Source organism: Sphingomonas sanguinis (assembly GCF_019297835.1).
GTDB lineage: Bacteria > Pseudomonadota > Alphaproteobacteria > Sphingomonadales > Sphingomonadaceae > Sphingomonas > Sphingomonas sanguinis_D.
In genome coordinates, this window is record NZ_CP079203.1 from 683,988 (window position 1) to 706,732 (window position 22,745).

A 22,745-nucleotide genomic window follows, 5' to 3' on the forward strand; every position below is an offset into this window, starting at 1 on the left:
CGGTATAGAATTTTGCGATGGGTTTGGAAAGCCCCGCGCTCGACCGGTCGCACCCATTTTGAAACCTATATTAAACGTTTCGCAACGCCCGCGTGCCATTTCTGTAATCGGGGGTACAGCATTTACCATGCTCAACATCGTGGGTTGCATCATCGGCCAGCATGATCCCTGGCTCATATTGCCGGCGTTCGGCGTCTGCGTCCTCGGGCTGGTGGCGTTGTTCCTGCTCCATAATCGTTCCGAGGAATGCGTCGAAATTCGGCGACGCAACTGGGTCGCGCTGGCGGCGATAACCGGCGGCGTCAGTATCTGGTGCACGCACTTCCTGGCGATGCTGGCCTATCACGGGCCGCTGCCGCTGGGGTTCGACCTGCCGCTGACCCTGGTCTCGATCGCCGCGCCGTGCCTGACCATCTGGGCCGCACTCGCCTATATCCGGCGCAGGAAGGACTTGTCGGGCAGTCTGGTGGTCGGCAGCCTGATTACCGTCGGCGTCGGCACCATGCACCTGCTCGGCATGGCCGCACTGATCGTGCCCGCGCAAATCCATTACGAGCTGGTGGATCTGATCGCTGCGCTGATCGGCGCGATGCTATTCCTGTCCGCCGCCTTCTACATTCATGCCGAGTTGCGCGGCCCCAGCCGCCTGATCCTGTCCGTCGTGGCTGCGGCGCTCGGTATCGGCGTGCTGCATTTCGGGGCGATGACCGCCACCACGCTGATCCCCGGCGGCGTCGTGGTCGATCCCGGTCTCCAGACCATCCAGCCCCGCATCCTCGCACGCCTCGTCGGCTTCGTGACCGCGACGATGGTGGCGGCCGTGGTCGCCGCCGCGCTGGTCGACCGCCTGCTGACCGACCTGCGTGGCCTGACCCAAGCCACCCGCGAGGGGATCGCGATCCTGCATCATGGGCGGATCGTGGAGGCCAATGCACGGCTGGCAACGATGCTGAATGTCGAGGCGAGCCGTTTGCCCCGTTCCCGACCCAATGACTGGCTCGAAGCCATCGACGGCACCGACCTGACCTCGATGGCAGAGGGCGTATCAGTCGAAACCCGCCCGCGCGGTGCGGGATCGTCCGACCGCTGCCTGGAAGTCGCGGCCCATGAGATCGAGTATCGCGGCCGTCGCGCAACCGTGATGGCCGTGCGCGACCTGACCGAACAGCGCCGGGCCCAGCGCCAGATCGAGTTCATGGCAGTCCACGACTCGCTAACCGAACTCCCCAATCGTGCCTATTTTACTCAGGCGCTCGAAAGCGCGATCGCGCAGGCCGATCAGAAAGGGCCGTTCGCGCTGCTCGCGCTCGACCTCGATCGGTTCAAGGCTGTGAACGACCTTTTCGGCCACGCTGCGGGCGATGCCATACTCTGCCGGGTCGCGGCCATACTGACCAAGGTCATCGACGAAGCGGGCGTGGTGGCGCGCGTGGGCGGCGATGAGTTCCTGATCCTGCAGCGCGGGCTGGAAGACCCCGAATGCGTCCGCAGGCTGACCGAGACGATCCTGGAGTCGTTCGCAGCCGAAATGGACCTCAGCCGGGACCCCATGGCGGTGGGGGTCAGCATCGGCGTCTCGCTCTTTCCCCAGGATGCGACCGATGCCCAGACGCTGCGCCAGAATGCCGATGTCGCGCTCTACCGTGCCAAGACCAGCGGCCGGGGCACCGCGTCCTTCTTTGATCAGGACATGGACCGCACGATGCGCAAGCGGCTGGCCCTGGAGCACGACCTGCGCCACGCCCTGCTGCGCAACCAGATGAGACTGGTCTATCAGCCGCTGGTATCGACCGACAGCGCCGAGATCATCGGCCATGAGGCGTTGCTACGCTGGGAACATCCCGAACGCGGCTCGGTCGAGCCGCTCGAGTTCGTGCCGCTGGCGGAGGAAACGGGCATCATCCTGCAACTGGGCGAATGGGTGCTGGCGACGGCATGCCGCACCGCCGCCTCCTGGCCCGCGCCGATGACGCTGGCGGTCAACGTCTCGCCGATCCAGTTCCAGCTCCCCAACCTAGCCGAGATCGTTGCGCGCGCGCTGAACGACAGCGGCTTTCCGGCGCATCGGCTGGAGCTGGAGATTACCGAGAACGTCCTGCTCCACGACCGCGCGTCGACCCTTAAGACCCTGCACCAGCTGAAGGCGATGGGCGTGGGCATCGTCATGGACGATTTCGGAACGGGCTACAGCTCGCTCAGCAATCTGCGATGCTTCCCGTTCGACAAGATCAAGATCGACAAGAGCTTCATTTCAGGCGTGACCACCGATGCCGCCGCACGCTCGATCATCCGGGCGATCGTCGGGCTGGGGCAGAGCCTGAACCTGCCCGTCGTCGCCGAAGGGGTCGAGACGGCCGAACAGCATCGCATGGTGCTGGAGGAAGGATGCCCCCAGGCCCAGGGTTATCTGTTCGGCCGCCCCGCCCAACCTTTGGTCGGGGCTCAGCCCTTGGCCAGAGCGCTACGCTGACGCCCATAGGCGAAATAGAAGGCCAGGCCCGCCAGGTTCCAGATGATAAAGCGGACGATGGTCGCGCTGGGCAGGCTGAACAGCAGGTAGATGCAGCCCAGAATGGCGAGCGTACCGACCAGATAGGGCTGCGGACAACGGAACAGCCGCTTGGCCTCCGGTGCCCGGCGTCGCAGGACCATCAGGCAGGCGCCAACCGCAATGAAGGCGAGCAACGTGCCCGCATTGGCCAGCTCGGCAATCTCGTCGAGCCGGAAGATGCCTGCGACGATCGCGATCGATACGCCCGTGACCAGCGTGATGCGGGTCGGCGCACCGCTGCGCTTGCTGACCACGGCCAGTGCCTGTGGCAGCAGGCCGTCACGTGCCATGGTGAAGAAGATGCGGCTCTGGCCGTACATCATCACCAGGATGACCGAGGGCAGCGCGATGACCGCCGCCAGCGCGATCAGATGCGCGGCGGTCGGCTGGCCCAGCGAGCGCAGGACGAGCGCCAGAGGCTCGGGCGAATTGGCGAGCTGCTGGAAGGGCAGCGCGCCCACCGCGGTCACTGCGACCGCCATATAGATCAGTGTGCAGACCAGCATCGATCCGACGATGCCTATGGTCAGGTCGCGGCCGGGGTTCTTGGCCTCCTCGGCCGAGGTCGCCACCGCATCGAAGCCGTAAAAAGCGAAGAACACGATCGCCGCCGCCGCCATGACGCCGCGCTTGGCCCCGTCGACCTCGGTCGCACCGAAGCCATAGGGCATGAAGGGATGAAGATTGGCATTGTTGAACGCGGGCAGCGCGAAGGCGACGAACACGCCCAGGGCGACCAGCTTCACGACGACCAGAATGATATTCAGCGTGGCGCTCTCCCGCGTGCCGGCGACCAGCATCCCCATCACCGACAGCGCGACCAGCACGGCGGGCAGGTTGATGATGCCGCCGCCATGCGGCCCGGAGAGCAGCTCGGGCGGCAGATGCACCCCCGCCGCCTGGATCCAGCCGACCAGATAGCCCGACCAGCCGACCGCGACGGTCGAACAGGCCAGCGAATATTCGAGGATCAGGCTCCACCCCACGACCCAGGCGAGCGTTTCGCCCAGCGCGGTGTAGCTAAAGGTATAAGCGCTGCCCGCCGCCGGGATCAGCGTCGCCAGCTCGGCATAGGCGAGCGCGGCACAGGCGCAGACGGCACCCGCAATGGCAAAGGCCAGAATGACAGCGGGGCCAGCCCGCTCGGCTCCCACGCCGGTCAGCGTATAGATGCCGGTGCCGACGATCGCGCCGACTCCCAGAGCGATCAGGTGCGGCCAGCTGAGCGTCTTGGCCAGCGCCTGCCCCTCCGCGTGCTGGGTGACGCTACCCAGCGACTTTCTTGGTCCGAACATCGTCGAAAAATCCCCCGCCCTCTTGGCTTGTCATTGTCAGTCGACGGGCGCGAACCCGCCTTTCAGGTCCATCAGCGTGGACCGGATATGCGTATCAAGCAATGCCTTAACCCGGTCGGCGTCGCGCGCCAGAAAGGCGTCGAGCTGTTCGCGATGCTCCAGATGCGCCCGTGCGTCGCGCCCGGCGGGCTGCAGATGCGCGACGACATAACGCTCGGCGAGCAGCGCGAGTTGACGGATCAACTGGATCGTCAGGGCCTGCCGTGTCGGGCGGACCATCGCCATGTGGAATTTCCGGTTGCAGATGGCGACGCGCGCCAGATCGCTGGCCGCCGCCTGGTCCAGCGACTCGAACGCGGCGACGAGTGCCGCGCGATCCTCGTCATCGGCGACGAGCGCCGCCCGCGCCGCCGCCGCCGGTTCCAGCTTCAGGCGCAGGCCGTAGATGTCCTCGGCCTGCGCAGCGGAAAGCGCGCCGATCATATAGCCGCGATTGGCGACGCCGTGGAGCAGCCCCTCCTGCTCCAGTCGGGCCATCGCCTCGCGCAGCGGTATCTTGCTGACGCCGAGTTCGGCGGCCAGCGCATCCTGGCGGATCGGTCGATCGGCGGGGATGACCCCCGCGATGATCCGTTCGCGCACGATCGCGAAGATGCGATCCGCCAGCGTCTGCACGACGATGACGCCCTCGCCCCGATGACGCCCGTCATCCAGGGCGTAGTCCGGTTGCAAGGGCATCGTCGCCATCAGGCGGCCTTGGCCTGGCCCAGCGTCGGGCGGGTCGCGGCGGCCTTTTCGACCATCGCGATCACCTCGGCGCGGCGCTCGCCTTCGAGCACATAACGCGGCGGCAGGACGCGCTCCGAACCGCGACCCATGACCTGCTCGGCCAGCTTGATCGACTGGACCAGATCATGCTCGGCATCGAGGTGGAGGAGCGGCATGAACCAGCGATAGATTTCCATCGCCTTGGCATGATCGCCGCGATCGAACGCCGCTACCAGCTCAACCGACTCCTTCGGGAAGGCGTTGGTCAGGCCCGAAACCCAGCCCTGCGCGCCGAGATACAGACCCTCGAGCGCCACGTCGTCGAGACCGGCGAACAGGGTGTAGCGATCGCCGAACGCATTGCGGAAATCGGTGAAGCGACGCGTGTCGGGGGCCGACTCCTTGACCGCAACGATGTTCTTCACGTCGACCAGCGCCTCGAGAACCGTCTGGTCGATAACCGTGCGGTACGCGGGCGGGTTGTTGTAGAGCATGATCGGCAGGCCGGTCTGGTCGGCCACGCCCTTGAAGTGGTTCACCAACTCATGCGCCTTGGGCACATAAACCATCGGCGGCAGCAGCATCAGGCCGTCGGCCCCGGCCTTTTCGGCGGCCTGCGCGTAACGCACGGCGCGGCGCGTGTCATATTCCGAAACGCCGGTGATGACCGGCACGCGGCCCGCCACCGCCTCGACGATGGCGGTCAGCACCGTCACCTTCTCGTCATAGTCGAGCGAGTTGTTCTCGCCGACCGTGCCGAGCGCGATCACGCCGGTAACGCCATCATTGACCAGATCGTCGACGACACGCTGCGTATCGGCGAGGTCGATCGAAAGATCTTCCCGGACCTGGGTCGTCACTGCGGGGAATACGCCGCGCCAGCCGATGCTCACAATCTGTCTTCCTGCTACTGTTTTAGATATCGTATACTGTTTCTAACGGGCAAATCGGATGGGGTCAATGTCATTCCTCATCCGGATAGGGGCCTTTTCCACCTTCTGCGATGAAACGATCGGTGCGTTGCTCGATCACGGGCAGCGGTACATAGCCGAGTTGCAGCATCGCATCATGCCAGGCGCGGATGTTGAACTTCGGCCCCAGCGCCTTTTCGGCCTTGGCCCGTGCCTTCTGGAAGGCGAGCTGGCCCATATAATAGGACAGCGCCTGCCCCGGCCATGCGATATAGCGGTCGACTTCGGTCTCGATCTCGTGATCCGACAAAGCGGTATTGTCGTGGAGATAAGCCTGCGCCTTCTCCCGGCTCCACCCCATGGCGTGGATGCCGGTATCGACGACCAACCGCGCCGCGCGCCACGCCTGATAGGACAGCATCCCGAAGCGGTCATAGGGCGTCTTGTAGAAACCCATATCCTCACCCAGCGCCTCGCAATACAGCGCCCAGCCCTCTCCATAGGCCGAAAGATAGCTGTCGCGCCGGAACGCGGGCAGGCTCTTATTCTCCGCCGCCAGCGGCATCTGGAACGCATGGCCCGGCGCGCTTTCGTGCAGCGTCAGGGCGGGCATAGCGTATAGCGAACGCGACGGCAGATTGTAGGTGTTGACCAGATAGACGCCGGTCCCGCCGCGCCCGGCGGTGTAGAAGGGCGCGATATCGGCGGGTACCGGCTTGATCGCGAACCGGCTGCGCGGCAGGCGACCGAACCAGTCGGAGGCGATCCCGTCGAAGCTCTTGGCCAGCCACGCCGCCTTGTCGAGCAACTCTTGCGGCGTCTTGGGATAGAATTGCGGATCGGTACGCAGGAAGGTCAGGAAGGCAGGAAAGTCGCCCTTGAACTTCACCTCCTTCATCACGCCGTCCATCCGCGCACGGATACGCTGCATCTCCGACAGGCCAATCGCATGGACCTGTTCGGGCGTCAGGTCGGCGGTGACATATTCGCGGATCTTGGACCGGTAATAGGCCTTGCCGTCGGGCAGATCATAGGCCGCCGTGCTGACCTGCGCGCGCGGGATATAGTCGTTGCGCAGGAAGGTCAGCAGCCGCTGATGCGCGGGCAGGACGTCGTCGCGGATCGCCGCTTTCGCCTCGGCTCGCAGCGCGGCGGCGGTCGCCGGCGTCATGGTGGCGGGCATGGTCTTGAACGGCTCGTAAAAGGGCTGCGCGTCGCCGACCCCGGCGTCCACCACCTGCGCCACGCCGATGTCGCGACCCGTCAGCGTGATGCGCGGCACCGTAAAGCCGCGCGCAAGACCGGCGCGCATGTTCGCGATCTGCTGGTCGTAATAGCGCGGCATCTGGTGCAGCATGGCGATGTAATCGCGATACTGGCTCTCCTTGGTGAAGCTGCCTCGCGCCCAACTGGCCAGATTGCCCCAGAAGCTGGTGTCCGAATTGAGCGGCTTTTCATATTCGCGGAACCGCTGTGCGGCGAGCAGCGCGTCGATCTGGCCGCGATAGACCACATAGTCGGTGCGCACGTCGGGGGAGAGTTTTGCCGGATCGATCGCGTCGAGCGCCTTGGCGGTCGCCTCCCATCTCGCCAGTCGCGCGGCTTGCGCGGCGGGGCCGACATCGGGCAATTGCCGCGAACCCGCGCTGCCGCTGTCCTCATCGGCGGCGGCCTGGCTGATCCGCCACTGATATTCGGCATCCGACAGCGCGCGAAAGCGGGCGTCCGGCGTGGCCGCGACCTTGCGGGTGGCCTGGGAGCGACCCTTGGCCTGCGCCGCGCCCGGCGACATAGCCGCCAGAGCCGCTCCTGCCAGCAGCCATCCGATCCGGTTCGTCATGCTTATACCCCCTTTGCTCAACCCTTCAGCGCCGTCACGTCCCGGTAGAGATCGGCCGAAATCTCGACCCCCTCGACCAGCGAAACCTGACGCGCCGTGTAGCGGCGGGCGGAAGGCAGCCGTGCCCCCTGCCCCGTGATCGCCCCGAACATCGCCTCGGCCCGATCCTGATGCTCGGGTAGAAGATCACCGAGGAACCCATTGGGATCGATCGCAATAATCAACTCGCCACCCAACGGCGAACCGCCACGCCCGCCGTCCCATTCGATCGACTCCCGGCTCGTCATATCGCCGATCAGAGGACCGGCGAGCAGTTCGACCATCGCCGCCAGCGCCGATCCCTTGTGCCCGCCGAATGTCCGCATCGCGCCGGACAGGATCGCGGCCGGGTCGCTGGTCGGCTTACCCTCGCTATCGACGCCCCAGTCGTCGGGCACGCTCTTGCCCGCCCGGCGATGGAGTTCGATTTCGCCGCGCGCGACCATGGAAGTGGCGAAGTCGAAGACGAAGGGCGGCCCGTCCGGGCGTGGCCAGCCGAAGGCGATGGGATTTGTGCCGAACACCGGCTCCGCCCCGCCCGACGGCGCGACCCAGGCATGGCTGGGCGTGAAGGCGAGCGCGACCAGTCCCTCCTCCGCCAGTTCCTCCACTTCGGGCCAGAGCGCGGCAAAATGGACGACATTGTTGAGGGCCAGCGCAGCGATGCCGTTCCCCCTGGCCTTCTCGATCAGGGCGGGCTTGCCGGTCTGAAAGGCGAGTTGTGCAAAGCCGCCGCCGCCATCGACACGGACCAGCGCGCGGGCGGGATGCGACAGCACCGGCTCGGCATCGGGGACGACCACGCCCTTCTCGATACTGGAGACCGCGACCAGCAGGCGGTAGATACCGTGCGAGGCGCATCCGTCGCGCTCGCCCGCTACCATCGTCTCGGCGACCGCCTCGGCATGGGCAGGGGCCAGTCCCGCACCCAGCAGCTTGGCCCGCGCCAGCGCCCGCAATTCGTCCAGCGTCATCCGCACGCAGGTCACGCCGTCGCCCCCGGCTTGGCCGCGAACAGCCGCATGCCGAAGATCGGCCCCGCCGAGCTGCGATCATGCGGCACGATGCGCACCCGCACGCTCTTCTTGCCCGCCGTCAGCGCAGGCGGCAACGGATATTCGACGTCGAAGAAAGCGCCCGGCTTGTCGTTCTCCAGATGCTGGGTCGCGACCTTCACATTGTCGACCAATATGTCGAAGTCCCGCGCGCGCTCTTCGCCCCAATAGGTACCCTGCAGGATCATCGGGCCGGGGCGCACCGCCATGGTGAACTCGAAATAGCCGCCCGACCGCGCATCGCGCCCCTGCCGCCCGCGATAGGAGACGGGGTAGGAAATGTCCGAGGTCAGCCCATGGTCGCGCTCGGGTTGCATCTCGCCGAGATGCATGACGTCGACCGAGCGGGCCGCAATGTCGCGGGCCTTCGCCTGATCGGCCAGGAAGGCCGCCTCCTGCGCTTTCCACCCGGCATCGGTGAAGCGCTTGAAATAGACCGCGCTGCGCCGGTCATACTGGCTGAAGAAGGGTACGAAGCTCAGGTCCGCCGGACGGAAGATCCCCGCCGTCCTGTATCGCGCGGTCGCCGGATCGGCGGCGGTGAAGCCCGCCAGCGGATTGGCGCCGACCAGCACCGGGTCGGGCGAGTCCCACTTGTCCTCGCGCCCGCCCAGATCGGCCGCCATCACCATCGGTCCGCGCAGGACCGCCACGACGCTATCGTCGCCGGGCGTCGTTTCGACCCGAAGGTCGAGCGGCAGGCGGATGGAAACCGTGTCCCCGGCCTTCCACCGACGATCGACCACAGCATAGCCCCGCTCGAAGCGCGGGGATACGGCGTGGCCGTTGACCTCGACCTGCGCCTGGCCGTTCGCCCAGCCCGGCACACGCAGCGCCAGCGGGAAGCGACCCGCCCGGTCGAGCCGCGTGAAGCTCAACCTCGCCTGCCCTTCCATCGGATAGGCGGTGTCGAGCGTCACGATCGCGCCGCGCTTCTCCCACCGGGCCTCTGCCGGGATGTAGAGATTGACGAAGAAGGTGTCGCCGCCCTGCCAGAAGATGGACTCGCCATGCTTTGCGTGAGCCTCCATCCCCGAGCCAACGCAGCACCAGAAGGCATCGTCCTTGTTAGTCGAAAACTCGCGCACCACGCCGCTCATCAGCGGCGTCATATAGGTGAAGCCGCCAGTTTGCGGATTTTGCGCGGCCATGGCGTGGTTCAGGTGCGCGCGCTCATAATAGTCGAAATAGCGCCCATCCGGCTGCCAGCCATAGAGATGCCGGGTCAGCTTCATCATGTTGTAGGTGTTGCAATGCTCGCACGTCTGGTCGGTGATGTGCCGGGCGATCGTATCGGGTTCGGAGAAATACTCCCGGTCCGCATTGCCGCCGATGACATAGCTGTGATGCCCCGTCACCGTTTCCCAGAAGAAGCTCGCGCCCTTGGCGGGTTCGGCCTTGCCGGTGATCTCGTGGATGCGCGCCAGGCCGATCAGCTTGGGCACCTGGGTATTGGCGTGGAAATTGGCGAGCTTGTCCTCGCCCGCCACCAGCGGGTCGAGCACCTTGCGGTCATAGATGCGCTCGGCGAGCGCCAGCCACTGGCGGTCGTTGGTCCGCTGATAGAGTTCGGCATAGCTTTCGTTCAGCCCGCCATATTCACAGCCCAGCACCTTCTGCATCTGTTCGTCGTCAAGCGCGGCGAAGACGCGTGCGAAATAGCCGCCCAGCTTGACCGCGACGTCGAGCGCCTGCGCATTGCCCCAGCCGCCATGAATGTCGAGCAGCCCGGCAAACAGCTTGTGCACCGTATAGAGCGGCGACCACGACCCGTTGAGGTCGAATCCACCTGACTTGATCTTGCCCGCCATGATTTCGGGGAAAATCTCCTCGCCATCGACCACCGTGCCGTCCGCGCGCTTGCGGCCGAGCGCGCCGACATAGCCGGTCCCGCGCTTGGCTTGCGCCTCGGCCAGTTCGGCCACGATATAGTCGGCACGGCGGCGCATCTCGGTATCGCCGGTCTGCTGCCAGGTCAGCACCAGCGCCGACATGTAATGGCCGAGCGTATGGCCCGCGATCGTGTCGCTCTCCCACCCGCCATAGATCGGCGCCTTGGGTTCCAGTCCTGCATATTTGCGGAAATTGTACAGCAGCCGATCGGGACTGAGGCGGTAGAGATAACGGCGGTTGGTCTCGACGGCGGTCGCATAGACGGACGGGCGCAGTCGCACCGCCGACAGTGGCAGCGGCTCCGCCTTGGCCGGGAGGATCGACGGCGCGGCCCCCACCGCCCGCGTCGCTATTCCCATCAACGCGACGCCCGCCGCCCCCTGCATCCATTCCCGCCTGCTCGACCGCAGCATCTTGCTCTCCCGGTAATACTGTATACCAATATAGCCAGAACGGGAGGGGGGTCAATTGCGATGGTCCCGCAGAGGAGCTTCCCGAGGTCAGGGATTTTATCGTCATGCGCCAAAGCCTTATCCGCCTTTTGCCAGTCACGCTGGCCACCCTTTCGGTCGTCGCCAGCGCCCATGACGCAGGCGTCCAAACGCAGCAGGAAACTGCCAATGATTCGCAAGAAGCCGCGACTTCGCGCTTTCGGGTCGGGGCGTTCCAACTGATCCTCGACCCCGCCAGCCAGACGGCGCGCGGCCTTTCGCCGATTGCGACGCCGGGCTTCGACTTTCTGCCGATCGGCCGTGCCAAGGAGCGCGCGGGCAATGGTTACAACCATCTGGGCGACATCCATCTGCGGCTGCGCCAGGGGGGCGGCGCGTGGCAGGATTATTCGTCCTCGCATGAACGGCGGCCGGTGCGGGCGCTGCCTGCTCGCGGGGCGGTGCTGGCGAAGGCGGACATCAGCGCGTCGACGGGGACCGGCCTGCCGCTGCGCATCGTGCGAGAGTGGGTGAACGACAAGGGCACTCCTACCCTGCGGTTCACCCTGACCAACACCTCCGCCACGCCGGTCGAGATCGGGGGCCTCGGCCTGCCGATGGTGTTCGACAACATCATCACCGACCGGACTCTGGAACAGGCCCATGCGCAGGCGAGCTTCGCCGACCCCTATATCGGGCGGGACGCTGGCTATGTGCAGGTCACGCGGCTGAATGGCGCAGGCCCGGCGCTGCTCGTCATTCCGGAACGCGGGACGCCGCTGGAAGCCTATGTACCGATCCCCACGGTGCGCGAGACCGGTGGCAAGGCGGTCATTTCGGAGGCGAGCCCCCGCGCGCAGACTTCGGAAGGCTTTTACGACTGGACCATCGCCAGCGCCGCCTATGCCCAGACTGATTGGAAGAGGGGTACACCCTGGAACGAAGCGACCAGCTTCTCGCTCGCACCCGGCCAGAGCCGCACGATCGGCCTGCGCCTCGTCACCGCGCCCAGCATCCGCGCGATCGAGCCGACGCTGACGGCGCAGGGATGTCCCGTCGTGGTCGGCGTGCCCGGCTATGTCGTGCCGACCGATCTGGAGGCATCGCTGTTCGTGCGCTCGCCATCCGCGATCACCGGCATCGCCAGCTATCCGGCGGGGGCGCTGGACGTGACCAAGGCACCAGGCAAGCCGGGCTGGACGCGCCTGTCGGTACGCGGGCGGCAATGGGGCCGGGCGCGCCTGACTCTCACCTATGCCGATGGTCAGGTCCAGACGGTCCAGTATTTCGTCACCAAGCCGCTCGAACAGACGATGGCCGATCTAGGCCGCTTCTCGACCACCAAACAGTGGTTCGAGGGCAAGGGCGATCCCTTTGGCCGCTCGCCCGCCATCCTGACCTATGACCGTGAGGCCGATAGCATCGTCACCGCCGACCCGCGCGTCTGGATTTCGGGCATGAGCGACGAGGGCGGCGCGGGCAGCTGGGTCGCGGCAGTGATGAAGCAACTCGACAACCCCAACGCAGCGGAAATCGCGCGCATTGAGGAGCTGGTCGACAAGACGGTGGTCGGGCGGCTGCAGGTCGCCGATGGTACTCATGCGGGCGGCGTCAAGAAGAGCCTGTTCTATTATGATCCGGCCGCCTTTCCGAACCTCTACCAACCGGCCAAAGACTGGCAGAGCTGGACCTCGTGGAAGAAGGATCAGGCCGACGATCTGGGCCGCGCCTATAACTACCCGCATGTCGCGGCGGGCCATTGGGCGCTGTACCGGATCGCGCGCAACCATGCCGGGCTGACGCGGGTGCATGACTGGCCATGGTATCTCGACCATGCCTATCAGACGATCGTCGCGATGATGCGCGACGCGCCGCATTATGCGCAGTTCGGACTGATGGAGGGCGATGTCTTCGTCGACATCCTGACCGACCTGAAGCGCGAAGGCTGGACCGACAAGGCCGCCGAGGTCGAACGCCTGATGAAGGGACGCGCGGACCACTGGCGCACCCTGCAATATCCGTTCGGCAGCGAGATGGCCTGGGACTCCACCGGCCAAGCCGAGGTCTATGCCTGGATGCGCTATTTCGGTTACGGTCCCCAGGCCGATGTCACGCGTGAGGTCATTCTGGGCTATGACCCGTCGATCCCGCACTGGGGCTATAACGGCAATGCGCGGCGTTATTGGGACTTCCTCTACGGCGGCAAATATCCGCGACTGGAGCGGCAGATCCATCATTACGGGTCGACGCTGAACGCCATTCCGCTGTTCGATTCGTTCCGCCGCAATCCCGCCGACATGCATCTGCTGCGCGTCGCCTATGGCGGGTTGATGGGCGGCATCACCAATATCGACCAGAGTGGTGCATCCTCGGCCGCCTTCCACAGCTGGCCCGACCGGATGGAATGGGACCCGTATAGCGGCGATTATGGAATGGGTTTTTTCGGTCATGCCTATGCCGCCGCGACCTATGTGGTGAACGATCCGACGCTGGGCTGGCTCTCCTATGGCGGAAACCTGTCGCAGAACGGCGGGCGTGTGCATGTCGAGCCGCATGACGGGGCGCGAGCGCGGGTCTTCGTTGCGCCGGTCGGACTTTGGCTGACGCTGGAGGCGGGCAAGATCAAGGCGGTGGATTATGATCCGGCGAGCGGCGCGGTCCGCCTGACCCTCGACCCGGCCACGGGCGACACACCCGCCGCGCGTCTGTTCGTCGAGACGACGACGCCCGGCGGCCGCCCCTATCGCCCCGATCGCGGGACGTTCGAGCGTGGCGGTTACACCGTGCCGCTGTCGGGCACGGCCTCCAAACTGGTCTTGTCCGCCAGATAGGCGGCGAGCTGGCGGACGAGCGGCCCATCGGCGGGCGGCATGGGCCAGGCATGCATGTCGGCGGGCTGGCACCAGGTCAGCCCGTCCGCTTCCAGCGCGACCGGCGTGCCCGACCAGGAACGGATGACATAAAGCAGCAGCAGGAGATGGCGACCGGGCAACGGCTCGGTCGCGAAGCCCGCCGGTTCCAGCATTCCGGGGGCGACCGTGATCGCCAGTTCCTCGTGAAGTTCGCGAACCAGCGCCGCCTCGGGCGTCTCACCGGGTTCCAGCTTGCCGCCGGGAAACTCCCACAAGCCCGCCAGCGCCTTGCCCGCCGGGCGTTGCTGCAAAAGCACACGGCCATGTTCGTCCACAAGCGCCGCAGCGACGACGGGAAAAAGGACAGTGAGCATATTCGGCCTATCGATCATTTCTTAACCTTACTCGGTTATCCCGGCGGATCATGAAAGCGCGGATGATCCTGTACGACCTGCGACGCCTGATAGCCGACACGCGCGGTTCGTCGGCGGTGGAATATGGCCTGATCGTCGCCACCGTCATGCTGGCCGTATTCGCAAGCCTGTCCCAGATGGGTTTCAGCCTGCAGAAGCTCGCCTATCTAATCGCCGATCAGCTCAGCCTGACAAGCCGTTAGAATTTCTTCCCAACCGCCCGCCTTAAGGCTTCCTCAACCACTGCAAGGCTAAACCGCCGCAAGCTGAACCGGCGCTCCGGGGCAGCCGGGTGATAGACTGTAACAAGACGCAACGGAGACCGGAATGACCACCATCCGCAAGATGATCAAGAACAGCAAGGGCGCAACGGCCATCGAATATGGCCTGATCGCTGCCCTGATCGCTGTTGCTGCCATCGGCGCCATGAAGACCCTTGGCACCTCGCTGAGCGGGACCTTCACCAACATCTCGACCAAGGTCGCAAACCCGTCGGCCGCTAAGTAAATCCGATACCGGGCGGCGTTCGATCGCCGCCCCTCAAGGATTTCTAGTATTGAGGGGGCGAGTCGATACGTTCGACTCGCCCCCTTCTTTGTGCGACTATTAAAGCCGCCCCATCGCCAGGAACTTGGCGGCACGCCCGCGCTTCAGCTCGTCACGGCCCAGGCCGCCCAGCTCGCCCAGCGCCTTTTCGACCGCATCACCCAGATTGGCGATCGCGCCCGCATGATCGCGATGCGCGCCGCCCACCGGCTCGGGCACGATGGTGTCGATCACGCCGAAATGCTTCAGGTCCTGCGCGGTGACGCGCATCGCCTCGGCCGCGTCCGATGCCTTGTCGGCGGTCCGCCACAGGATCGAGGCGCAACCCTCGGGGCTGATGACCGAATAGACCGCGTGCTCGAACATCAGCACCCGGTTGCCCGCCGCCAGCGCAACCGCGCCGCCCGAGCCGCCTTCGCCGACGATCGCCGAGACGACCGGCACACCTGCCGCCAGACAGGCCTCGGTCGACCGCGCAATGGCTTCCGCCTGGCCGCGCTCTTCGGCCTGGATGCCGGGGAACGCACCCGAGGTATCGACCAGCGTCACGATCGGCAGACCGAAGCGATCGGCCAGTTCGACCAGGCGAATCGCCTTGCGATAGCCCTCCGGCTTGCCCATGCCGAAATTGTGGCGCAGGCGGCTGGCGGTATCCTCACCCTTTTCATGGCCCAGCACCATGACGCGCTGGCCGCGAAACTGCGCAAAGCCGCCCATGATCGCCTGATCGTCGCCGAAGGCGCGGTCGCCCGCCAGCGGCACGAACTCGTCGAACAACCCGGCGACATAATGCTTGAAGTGCGGACGCTGCGGGTGACGAGCGACCTGCGTCTTCTGCCACGGGGTCAGCTTGGCGAAGGTATCGCGCAGCAGCTTGTCGGACTTGGCCTGGAGCTTGGCGATCTCCGCGCCGATATCGACCGTCCCTTCGGCGGTCGTATCGCGCAGCTCGTCGATCCGGCTCTGAAGCTCGGCGATCGGTTTCTCGAAATCGAGGAAGGTCGTTGACATGGCGCTATCGCCTAAGGGCGCTTGTCCCGAAAATCAACGAGCGGGTGCTTGGCATTGACGAGTTCGACCAACCGGCTCGCCTCGACATGCGTATAGATCTCGGTCGTGGCGATGTCCGCATGGCCCAGCATCGCCTGCACCGCACGCAGATCGGCCCCGCCGCCGAGCAGATGCGTGGCAAAGGCATGGCGCAGCACATGCGGGCTGACCCGCTCGGGCGGAATGCCCGCTTCCGCCGCGAGCGCCTTGATGAGCTGATAGAGGCGGATGCGGGTCAGGTGCCGCTTTCCGCCGGGGAAAAGCCAGAGCTTGTCGGCCGGGACATGCACGCGCCACGCCGCCACCGCCGCCCGCGCCCGGTCGGAGATCGGGACCATCCGCTCGGCGCCGCCCTTGCCCTTCAGGATCAGGAAGGGGCGGTCCGGGTGAACGGCATTGCGCGGCAGGGCGACCAGCTCGCTGGCGCGCAGACCCGAACCATAGAGCAGTTCGACCAGCGCCGCGAGCCGCAGATCATTCGCACTGGGGTGCGCCGCCCCCGTCCGCTCGGCGATGGCGGAGAACAGCTGGTCTATATCGGCATGGCTGAGTATCTTGGGCAGCGCGCGCCGCTGACCCGGACGTGGGAGCACCGACGAGGGATCGTCGTCGCGCAGCCCCTCCTCATGCAGGAAGGCATAGAAGCGTCGCAGCGCCGCCGCCTTGCGCGCGACGGTGGCGTTCGCCAGCGACGCCCAGCCCTCCGCCAACCGCTGGAGCGCGGACGCATCGGCTTCGCTCAAACCCTCCATCGCCTCGGCGGCGAGCCGCAGGTCGGAGCGATAGGCGGCCAGCGTATTCCCCGCCGCGCCCGCCTCCGCCGCCATCATCTCCAGAAAGCGGTCGACCAGCGCGGCGTCGCGCATATTCATGTCCGGGCGATCGCCTCCGCCGCGATCATCCGCGCCTCGGTATCCAGCCCGACCGAGCGCAGCGCCTCGACGATACGATAGAGCGCCTGCGGCGGCACTCCGCGCCAATCGCCGGTCTGCATTCCTACGGCACAGAGCAGGACGACCATGCCGGTCTGCTCGTCCGCGACGGCCTGATCGAGTGCCTCGGTCCAGGCATTGCGCTGGCCGACCCGCACGTCGAGCGCCTCGGCGCCCTTCTCGATGTCCACACGCGACAGCCGCCCCAGCCCCGCCAGTCCGGCGAAGAACATGCGCTGCTTCAAGGCATCGGCGCTGTAGCCGGTGACCTGATCGTAGGCGATCTGGTCCTGCCGGTCGGGATCGCTCAGCACGATCATCGCCCAGGCATCGCTGTCCTGCTTCACCGCCTCGCGCCAGCGCGCGGCGCTGCGGTCCAGTCCGGCGGACAACATGGACGCGATCAGTCCATCGGCGTCACGCCCGTCGCTCATCACCGGCAGCCGTGCGGCGGCACGGGCGGTGAGGATCAGCCGCCCATAGGGCGTACGTGCCTCGTCGCCCCAGAGCGAACGGATCGCCGAGAGGCGCTGTCCTTCGTCCGCAGCGGCATAGGCGTTGCGCAGGTCGTTGCCGATAGCGGACTGCGCGCGGCTGGCCTGATCGTCGTCGGCCAGGCCGGAATAGAAGTCGACCAGCGCCGCGTTGGAGATCACGCCCATGCTCGCGGCCTGATCGATCACCCCGGCCCGCTCGGTCGCAGGCACCGAGGCCGACGTCGCCAGCCAGCCGCGCACCTGCGGCCCGACATAGGAAAGATATTCGGGCGGCACCGCAACGCCCGTCGCGGTGGAGAGGCCGAAGCGCCAGACGGTCAGCCGGTCGGCGCCGCCCCAATCGACACTCGCGGCCTTGCGCGCGGAGCCTGCGCCCATCAGCTTTTCGGCGAGCTTCAGGTCGAAATCCTCGACGCCCCCCTGACGGCGCATCTGACGGACGGTCGCGGTGGCACGGGCGCCATCGCCGGTCAGCGCCGCGCACCAGCCCTGGGCCAGCCGATAGCCGTTCAACCCCGTCACCGCGCTGCCGCGATCGGCCAGCGGGCAAAGCCCCGCCGGGTCGCTGGACGCAAGAAGTGCGTTCATCGCGACCTGATAGAGCTTGGGCGTATAATTGGCCGGATCGACCGACTGGACGACCGCGCGCGCGACCTCGGCCTCGCCCATGCGCAGCAACAACCAGGCGCGTTCGGCGGCGAAGTCCGCGCCGTTCACCCCGCGCGGCGTCACCATATGCGTGGCCAGCGCGCGGCGCAGCAGGATCGAGGTCCAGCGCGACGGTAGCGGCGCCGACAGCCGCCGCATCAGTATCTCGGCCACGCGGCCATCGGCACCGGCAAAGATGGTCTGGTCTAGCGCGCCTTCGCGCGGACCCGCAGGGCCGACCACCGCCAGCGAGCGCAGGGCGGAGGCCGGCAGTTCATATTCGGCGAGCGTCGCGGCATCCATGGTGGGTGTCGGCGACGGAGTCGGGGTCGGAACCGGGGTTGCCAGCGAATCCAGCAGCGCGCCCACGGCATCGGCGGGGGTCGGCGCGGGCGTCGGCGTGACGGTGGGCATGGCGCCGGGCGCCGCTCCTGCCGCCGGGCGCGGCGTCGACCGAGGGGTCGGCGGCGCGGCGGGCTGGCCGAAGCCGGGGGGCAGCAGTGATTCGGGACGGTCCTGGGCCGCCGCGATGGCTGCGGCCCCGACCATCAACAGGGCGATCGCCCTGGGCAGGTGGCGAAAAACGCCCCCCCGCTTACTGCAGGTTGCCAAGCGAGACCGCCTTTTCGACCTGGGTGGTCGGCCGTTCGGTCGCCCGGCCCGAGAGCAGGAACAGCCCGCCGACGACGATGACGAGAAGGACGATGAGCGAAACGACCATACGGGACATGAAACGCAAAACCTTATAATGGACCCGTGAAAGCCCGGCCGGTGTTGCCGGGCGCCCGCACGCTGTATAGCGCAGAGTGCAATGTTGCAAAGCCACAACCCTGTAGATGCAAGCTGGAACGGGTCGCCCATCGTGCTCGTCGGTCTGATGGGCGTGGGCAAGTCGACCGTGGGCCGCCGTCTGGCGAATCGGTTGCGCGTGCCCTTCGTCGATGCCGACACCGCGATCGAGCAAGCCGCCGGCATGAGCATCCCCGAAATCTTCGAGCATTACGGCGAACCCTATTTCCGCGACGGCGAGCGCCGCGTGATCGCCCGGCTCGTCGATGGCCGACCCAAGGTGATCGCGACCGGCGGCGGCGCGTTCATCAATGACGAGACGCGCGCGCTGATCCTGGAACAGGCCACCGCCATCTGGCTGAACGCCAGTCCCGAGGTTCTGGCCGAGCGGGTCAAGCGACGCGACACGCGGCCGCTGCTGCGCGGCAAGGACCCGCTGAAGGTGCTGCGCGAACTGTCGGCCGTCCGCAACCCGATCTACGCGCTCGCCCCCATCCATGTCTCCAGCAAGCGGGGGCCGCACGAGGCCACCGTCAACGCCATCCTGAAAGCCATCGGACGATGAAGACCGTCACCGTGTCGCTCGGCGACCGCAGCTATCCCATCCATATCGAAGCCGGGCTGCTGCCCCGCGCCGCCGAGTATCTTGCGCCCCTGTCGCGCGGGCGTCGCATGGCGATCGTGACCGATGAGAATGTCCGGCCGCATCTGACGGTGCTCCAGGCATCCCTGGAGGCAGCGGGCGTCGCGAGCGAGGCGATCATCCTGCCATCCGGCGAGAAGACCAAGAGCTGGGCGATGCTAAGCCAAGTCTGCGACCGGCTGCTCGAACTCGGCATCGAGCGGGCGGATCATGTCATCGCACTGGGCGGCGGGGTGATCGGCGATCTGGTCGGCTTCGCCTGTTCGATCGTCAAGCGCGGCTGCCGCTTCGTACAGATCCCGACGACCTTGCTGTCGCAGGTCGACTCGTCGGTCGGCGGCAAGACTGCGATCAACACCTCGGCGGGCAAGAACCTGATCGGCGCCTTCCACCAGCCCGCGATGGTGCTGATCGACCCGGACGTGCTCGACACGCTGCCCGCGCGCCAAGTGCGGGCGGGTTATGCCGAGGTCGTCAAATATGGCCTGATCGACGACTTCGCCTTTTTCGAATGGTGCGAGGCCAATGCGCCTGCATTGCTGGCGGGGGATGCCGATGCGCGGGTATACGCCATCGCGCATTCGGTCGCGGCGAAGGCGCGGATCGTGGCGGCGGACGAGCATGAGACGAACGGCATCCGCGCGCTCCTGAACCTCGGCCATACTTTCGGCCATGCGCTGGAAGCGGAGGCGGGCTTCTCCGACCGGTTGCTCCATGGTGAGGGCGTCGCGGCGGGCTGTGCGCTCGCCTTCCGCTATTCGGTCCGCAAGGGCCTTTGCGAGCGGCAGGATGCCGAACGGGTCGCGGCGCATCTCCGCACGATCGGCCTGCCCGACGGCTTGGCTGCCGCCGGGATCGATGCGCCCTCCGCGACATTGATCGAGCATATGAAGCACGACAAGAAAATGGCGGCGGGCACCCTGCCCTTCCTGCTCGCGCGCGGGATCGGGCAGACCTATCTCGACAAGACAGTCGATCTGACGGACGTGGCCGCCTTCCTCGATTCCGAGCCGCGCTGATGCCCAACGGCGTCGCCAAGCAAAACCTGCCGAGCAAGACCTGCCCGGCGTGCGGGCGGCCCTTCACGTGGCGCAAGAAATGGGCGCGGGATTGGGATCAGGTAGTGTATTGTTCGGATGCGTGCCGGAAGAAGCGGTAACTCCCTCGCCGTTCGCATCGAGCGACGTCGAGATGTTTTCCCTTGGCCTTCGACTTCGCTCAGGCTGAACGGAGCTTGTACCGAACCCCGTTCACGCTGAGCGAAGTCCAAGCGCACGCCCCACCCTACCCCCGCATCTTCTTCGCCGCCGCCAAGGCCCGCTCCCGCCCCTCGCGGTGCCCGATGATCTTGGCCGGATAATCCTTCGGCCGACACCCGGCCTCCTCCGGATCATGGATCGCGGCGTCGCCGACGTCCCTCAACTCCGGCACCCATTGCCGGATATAGTCCCCGGCATCGAACTTCTCCGACTGGCTAAGCGGCGCCATGATCCGACCGAACATGTTCGAATCGATCCCCGTCCCCGCGACCCACTGCCAGTTCACGGCATTGTTCCCGTAATCGGCATCGACCAGACAGTCCCAGAACCAGCGCTCCCCCTCGCGCCAGTCGATCAGCAGATGCTTGATTAGGAAGGAGGCGGTGATCATCCGCACCCGGTTGTGCATCCAGCCTGTCGTCCAGAGCTGACGCATGCCCGCGTCCACGATCGGATAGCCGGTACGACCGGTCTGCCATGCCTTCAGGTCCTTGGCGGCCTCCGCACCGCTCCGCCATGGCATCGTGTCGAACGCGTCGCGGCCGTTGCGATCGGCATAGTCGGGCAACGCCATGACCACGCCATCGGTAAAGTCCCGCCAGGCCAGTTCCTTGCGAAACGTCTCGGTATCCCCGCGCCGGGCGAGCGAATGCCACACGGCGCGCACCGAGACCTCCCCGAAATGCAGGTGCGGCGACAGGCGTGAGCTGCCCTCTTCGGAGGGCATGTTGCGCGCGGTGTCATAGGCGACCGCCTTCTCGCCGAAGTCCGCCATCCGCTCGCGCGCCGTCGCCTCGCCGGGTATCCAGTCCTCATCGAAGCCGGTCGACCAGTCGGGCTTGGTGGGGAGCAGCGACCAGTCGGCCAGGTCCTCGCTTTTCGGCCAGTGCCCGGGCGCCTCCAGCGTCTCGGGGCGGTCGCGTGGATGTTCGGGCGGCAAATGGCCCTGCAATCCCTTCCAAAAGGCCGAGTAGATCCGGAACGGCTTGCCGCTGCCCGTCGTCACCAGTTCCGGCCGTGCCAGATGATTGCCGTCATGGACCGTCAGACAATCGTCCAGCACCTCCTCGGCCTTGCGCCACCAGGGTTCGTAATGACGGATGGCATGGATTTCGGTCGCGCCTGTCTCCTCCATTAAGGCGCGCAGGGTTTCGACGGGCTTGCCCCGCCGCAGGATCAGGCGGCTGCCCAGCTCTTTGAGATCCTTCGCGAGCGAATTCAGGCTGTGATGCAGCCACCAGCGCTGCGCCGCGCCCATCCGCCAGTCGCCCGGCGTTTCGTCGTCGAGGATATAGACCGGGATGACCGGCCCCGCCTCTGCCGCCGCCAGGAGAGCCGGTTGATCGTGAAGGCGAAGATCCTGGCGAAACCACAGGATCGTGGGGGAAGCTGTCATCCAGCCGCTACGCTTCGGCCTCCGCCGGGTTCCGATGGGACAGTCTTTCGCCCAGAGTCTGGATCGCCGTGACGTGCCGTTCCGCGATCGCCATGACGTCATCGCCATAGCCGCCGCCGACCGTGCTGGCGACGGGAAGCCTGCGGGCCAATGCCAGATCGGCGATCAGCTTTTCGCGGGCGATCAGCCCCTCCCGCGTCAAGGACAGACGTCCCAGCCGATCCTCTACGAACGGATCGACCCCGGCCTGATACAGGATGATGTCGGGCCGATGCTCGTCGAGGAACGGCGTCAGGGTCGCGGCCAGTTCGGCCAGATAGCCGTCATCATCCACGCCGTCGGGCAATCCGACATCCAGTGTCGAGCGGGCCTTGCGTGCCGGGAAATTCTTCTCGGCATGGATCGAATAGGTCACGATATCCGGCCGCCCGGCGGTCAGCGCGGCGGTGCCGTCGCCTTGATGCACGTCGCAATCGACGATCGCCACCCGGCCGACGACACCCTGCTCGACAAGCCGCACCGCCGCCACCGCCAGATCGTTGAATACGCAATATCCCGCCCCCGTATTGGCCAGCGCATGATGGCTGCCCCCGGCGGTATTGGCGGCGAAACCATGCTCCAGCGCCAGCAGCGCGGCGGTCCATGTCCCGCCCGGCACCGCGCGGGCCCGGTGCGCGACCTGCTCGGTGATCGGAAAGCCGATCCGCCGCGTCTTGTCGGGCGGCACGCGGACCTCCAGCACCTCGGCGACATAATCGGGGTCGTGCACCGCCTCCAGCCAGATCGGCGGGATCAGTTCCGGCTCGGTCCATGCCACCGCATCGCCCTTTGCCCGCAGCAGATCGCGGATCGCCCCGTTCTTGCCCCAGCGATAGGTGGAACGCGCCGGTGCCTCGGTGACATAGGCGGGGTGATGGACGACATGGATCATCGCCCC

General features: G+C 66.3%; 20 protein-coding genes. 7 read left to right on the forward strand and 13 right to left on the reverse strand.

All coding sequences use genetic code 11. The annotated features are described in order from the left end of the window. Positions 1 to 127 precede the first annotated feature (127 nt). Positions 128 to 2,470: a bifunctional diguanylate cyclase/phosphodiesterase gene (locus KV697_RS02950; protein ID WP_219020043.1), complete on the forward strand. Its 2,343-nt coding sequence runs from the start codon at positions 128 to 130 to the stop codon at positions 2,468 to 2,470. Here KV697_RS02950 and KV697_RS02955 read toward each other — a convergent pair. The 6 genes from KV697_RS02955 to KV697_RS02980 all read right to left on the reverse strand — a co-directional run bounded on the left by KV697_RS02955 (position 2,443) and on the right by KV697_RS02980 (position 10,765). Then, entirely contained in the window at positions 2,443 to 3,846 is a 1,404-nt protein-coding gene (locus tag KV697_RS02955) for an amino acid permease (protein ID WP_219020044.1), read from the reverse strand. The two genes, KV697_RS02950 and KV697_RS02955, sit on opposite strands and share 28 nt — an antisense overlap. A gap of 36 nt (positions 3,847 to 3,882) precedes the next feature. After that, positions 3,883 to 4,584 carry a GntR family transcriptional regulator gene (locus tag KV697_RS02960; protein WP_219021202.1) on the reverse strand — a complete coding sequence of 234 codons (702 nt, stop codon included), beginning with the start codon at positions 4,582 to 4,584 and terminating at the stop codon, positions 3,883 to 3,885. 8 nt (positions 4,585 to 4,592) lie between these two features. Continuing rightward, the gene (locus KV697_RS02965; RefSeq protein ID WP_219020045.1) at positions 4,593 to 5,507 is read right to left on the reverse strand and encodes a dihydrodipicolinate synthase family protein; all 915 of its coding nucleotides are present in this window, start codon (positions 5,505 to 5,507) and stop codon (positions 4,593 to 4,595) included. A gap of 70 nt (positions 5,508 to 5,577) precedes the next feature. Further along, positions 5,578 to 7,365 carry a DUF885 domain-containing protein gene (locus KV697_RS02970; RefSeq protein WP_257575571.1) on the reverse strand — a complete coding sequence of 596 codons (1,788 nt, stop codon included), beginning with the start codon at positions 7,363 to 7,365 and terminating at the stop codon, positions 5,578 to 5,580. Positions 7,366 to 7,382: 17 nt separating this feature from the next. Further along, on the reverse strand, positions 7,383 to 8,378 hold the full coding sequence (locus KV697_RS02975) for an Ldh family oxidoreductase (protein ID WP_257575820.1): 996 nt from the start codon (positions 8,376 to 8,378) through the stop codon (positions 7,383 to 7,385). A gap of 11 nt (positions 8,379 to 8,389) precedes the next feature. After that, the gene (locus KV697_RS02980) at positions 8,390 to 10,765 is read right to left on the reverse strand and encodes a glycoside hydrolase family 127 protein (RefSeq protein WP_257575572.1); all 2,376 of its coding nucleotides are present in this window, start codon (positions 10,763 to 10,765) and stop codon (positions 8,390 to 8,392) included. Positions 10,766 to 10,869: 104 nt separating this feature from the next. Here KV697_RS02980 and KV697_RS02985 point away from each other — a divergent pair, with 104 nt between their 5' ends. Then, positions 10,870 to 13,614: a DUF5695 domain-containing protein gene (locus tag KV697_RS02985; RefSeq protein WP_219020047.1), complete on the forward strand. Its 2,745-nt coding sequence runs from the start codon at positions 10,870 to 10,872 to the stop codon at positions 13,612 to 13,614. On the opposite strand, the gene KV697_RS02990 is transcribed toward KV697_RS02985, so the two are convergent. Next, the gene (locus tag KV697_RS02990; protein WP_257575573.1) at positions 13,560 to 14,009 is read right to left on the reverse strand and encodes a (deoxy)nucleoside triphosphate pyrophosphohydrolase; all 450 of its coding nucleotides are present in this window, start codon (positions 14,007 to 14,009) and stop codon (positions 13,560 to 13,562) included. The two genes, KV697_RS02985 and KV697_RS02990, sit on opposite strands and share 55 nt — an antisense overlap. A 50-nt stretch (positions 14,010 to 14,059) precedes the next feature. On the opposite strand from KV697_RS02990, the gene KV697_RS02995 reads away from it, so the two are divergent. Beyond that, the gene (locus KV697_RS02995; protein ID WP_257575574.1) at positions 14,060 to 14,251 is read left to right on the forward strand and encodes a Flp family type IVb pilin; all 192 of its coding nucleotides are present in this window, start codon (positions 14,060 to 14,062) and stop codon (positions 14,249 to 14,251) included. A 124-nt stretch (positions 14,252 to 14,375) separates the two neighbouring features. Then, entirely contained in the window at positions 14,376 to 14,555 is a 180-nt protein-coding gene (locus KV697_RS03000) for a Flp family type IVb pilin (protein ID WP_219020049.1), read from the forward strand. A 99-nt stretch (positions 14,556 to 14,654) separates the two neighbouring features. Here the strand turns inward: KV697_RS03000 and KV697_RS03005 are convergent, their stop codons facing one another. The 4 genes from KV697_RS03005 to KV697_RS20050 are packed head-to-tail and all read right to left on the reverse strand — an operon-like array spanning position 14,655 to position 18,451. Beyond that, a complete protein-coding gene (locus KV697_RS03005; protein ID WP_219020050.1) occupies positions 14,655 to 15,605 on the reverse strand; it encodes an acetyl-CoA carboxylase carboxyltransferase subunit alpha in 951 nt (316 codons plus the stop codon). An 11-nt stretch (positions 15,606 to 15,616) separates the two neighbouring features. Further along, positions 15,617 to 16,516: a tyrosine recombinase gene (locus tag KV697_RS03010; RefSeq protein WP_219020051.1), complete on the reverse strand. Its 900-nt coding sequence runs from the start codon at positions 16,514 to 16,516 to the stop codon at positions 15,617 to 15,619. After that, positions 16,513 to 18,270, reverse strand: coding sequence for a hypothetical protein (locus KV697_RS03015; protein ID WP_257575575.1), 1,758 nt, complete (start codon positions 18,268 to 18,270; stop codon positions 16,513 to 16,515). The genes KV697_RS03010 and KV697_RS03015 overlap by 4 nt, the downstream gene beginning before the upstream one ends. A 46-nt stretch (positions 18,271 to 18,316) precedes the next feature. Continuing rightward, a complete protein-coding gene (locus KV697_RS20050) occupies positions 18,317 to 18,451 on the reverse strand; it encodes a hypothetical protein (protein ID WP_257575576.1) in 135 nt (44 codons plus the stop codon). An 81-nt stretch (positions 18,452 to 18,532) separates the two neighbouring features. On the opposite strand from KV697_RS20050, the gene KV697_RS03020 reads away from it, so the two are divergent. Genes KV697_RS03020 through KV697_RS03030 form a run of 3 tightly spaced genes read left to right on the forward strand, consistent with a single transcriptional unit; the run spans position 18,533 to position 20,312 of the window. Then, complete coding sequence (locus KV697_RS03020; RefSeq protein ID WP_056437338.1) at positions 18,533 to 19,075, forward strand: shikimate kinase; 543 nt, start codon at positions 18,533 to 18,535, stop codon at positions 19,073 to 19,075. Beyond that, complete coding sequence (gene aroB, locus KV697_RS03025) at positions 19,072 to 20,172, forward strand: 3-dehydroquinate synthase (protein WP_219020052.1); 1,101 nt, start codon at positions 19,072 to 19,074, stop codon at positions 20,170 to 20,172. Before KV697_RS03020 ends, aroB begins: the two co-directional genes overlap by 4 nt. Beyond that, complete coding sequence (locus KV697_RS03030) at positions 20,172 to 20,312, forward strand: DUF2256 domain-containing protein (RefSeq protein WP_082442294.1); 141 nt, start codon at positions 20,172 to 20,174, stop codon at positions 20,310 to 20,312. Before aroB ends, KV697_RS03030 begins: the two co-directional genes overlap by 1 nt. 125 nt (positions 20,313 to 20,437) lie before the next feature. Here the strand turns inward: KV697_RS03030 and KV697_RS03035 are convergent, their stop codons facing one another. Continuing rightward, a complete protein-coding gene (locus KV697_RS03035) occupies positions 20,438 to 21,808 on the reverse strand; it encodes a cryptochrome/photolyase family protein (RefSeq protein ID WP_219020053.1) in 1,371 nt (456 codons plus the stop codon). Positions 21,809 to 21,815: 7 nt separating this feature from the next. Further along, positions 21,816 to 22,739 (reverse strand): histone deacetylase family protein, encoded by a 924-nt coding sequence (locus KV697_RS03040; RefSeq protein WP_219021207.1) that lies wholly within the window; start codon positions 22,737 to 22,739, stop codon positions 21,816 to 21,818. Positions 22,740 to 22,745: the final 6 nt, after the last annotated feature.